General features: G+C 66.7%; 2 protein-coding genes. Both read left to right on the top strand.

Annotated elements, in window-relative coordinates:
• The first annotated feature begins 138 nt into the window (after positions 1-138).
• Positions 139-1014 (top strand): site-specific integrase, encoded by an 876-nt coding sequence (locus ACMV5O_RS21260; protein ID WP_324544410.1) that lies wholly within the window; start codon positions 139-141, stop codon positions 1012-1014.
• Between the two features lie 9 nt (positions 1015-1023).
• Positions 1024-1369: transposase zinc-binding domain-containing protein (locus ACMV5O_RS21255; protein WP_416165305.1), on the top strand; the 346-nt coding region annotated here is incomplete at its 3' end.

The raw sequence follows: 1369 nt of genomic DNA, 5'->3' as shown, positions 1-1369 counted from the left end.
TGGACTAAACCGCTGGCGCGGTAGGGGGTGATCCACGCGCTGTGGAATTGAGGCCGGCGCATTCACAGGAAGCCCGCGTTGGAGAAGGATTGGGTGGCTGTTCGCAGCCCTTCATTCCTTTCCGACAGGAGCTTTGCCATGACTCCGCTTCGCCAGCGCATGCTCGAAGACATGGGCATTCGCAACTTCGCCGAGAACACCCAGCTTTCCTACCTCCAGCAGATCAGCGCCTACGCGCGCCACTTCGGTCGCTCGCCCGAAGCGCTCGGGCCCGAGGACGTGCGCACCTACCAGGTCCATCTGGTCGAAGTGCGCAAGCTCTCTGCCGCGAGTGTCGGCATCGCAACGTCGGCGCTGAGGTTTCTCTACAAGGTCACGCTCAAGCGCGACTGGGCACTGGAGGACATCCCGATGCCGAAGAAGCCGTTCCGGCTGCCGGTCATCCTGAGCCACGACGAGGTGACGCGCCTCCTCGAGGCCGTCGCCAGCCTGAAGCACCGCACCCTCCTCACCACCACTTACGCCGCCGGCTTGCGCGTGTCGGAGGCCACGCATCTGCGGGTCACCGACATCGACAGCGAGCGCATGGTGCTGCGCGTCGATCAAGGAAAGGGCCGCAAGGATCGCTACGTGATGCTCTCGCCGCGCCTGCTCGACACCTTGCGCGCGTACTGGCGAAGCGAGCGCCCGCGCCTGTGGCTGTTCCCAGGCGATAGGCCCGAGCAGCCGATCACCAAAGGGGCCGTCGAGGCCGCGTGCCAGAAGGCGCGTCGTGTCGCGGGCCTCACCAAGCCGGTCACCCCGCATTCGCTGCGCCACGCCTTCGCCACGCATCTGCTCGAAGCGGGTACCGACGTGCGCACCATCCAGTTGCTGCTCGGACACCGCAGCCTGGCGACCACCTCACGCTACCTGAAGGTCGCCACCAGCACGGTGTGTGCGACCCGAAGCCCGCTCGACTGGCTGCCCGCGCCGGTGGTGCCGAACCCGGTGACGCCGCCCGCGCACTTCTGAGTAAGCGTCTTGCGCCCAACCGGGCTCGAGTTGGCGGACATCTTCCGGCAGCTCGGGCCAGCCTATCGTCGCGATCACGTGGCGGCACTGAGTCGCGGGCAACGCCGCGTCATGAGTGCCATCGAGCGTTGCCGCACGGCGGCGCTCGGGGGGCACGTCGAGCAGTGCGACGCCTGCGGCCACCAGCGGATCGCGTTCAACAGCTGCCGCGACCGGCATTGTCCAAAGTGCCAGTCGCTCACGCGCGCGCAATGGCTCGAGGATCGGCGCGCAGAGCTCTTGCCAGTCGAGTATTTCCATGTCGTGTTCACCTTGCCGCAGGAGATCGCCGCCATCGCCTACCAGAACAAGGCGG

This window comes from Thauera sp. WH-1 (assembly GCF_047806685.1).
Taxonomy (GTDB): Bacteria; Pseudomonadota; Gammaproteobacteria; order Burkholderiales; family Rhodocyclaceae; genus Thauera.
Note: the sequence above shows the minus strand (reverse complement) of the source record. Positions and strands in the feature narration are given on the sequence as shown.

Excerpts from the sequence above, each read along its gene's own strand:
- ACMV5O_RS21260 (WP_324544410.1), top strand. The coding sequence starts at position 139 with ATGACTCCGCTTCGCCAGCGCATGCTCGAAGACATGGGCATTCGCAAC.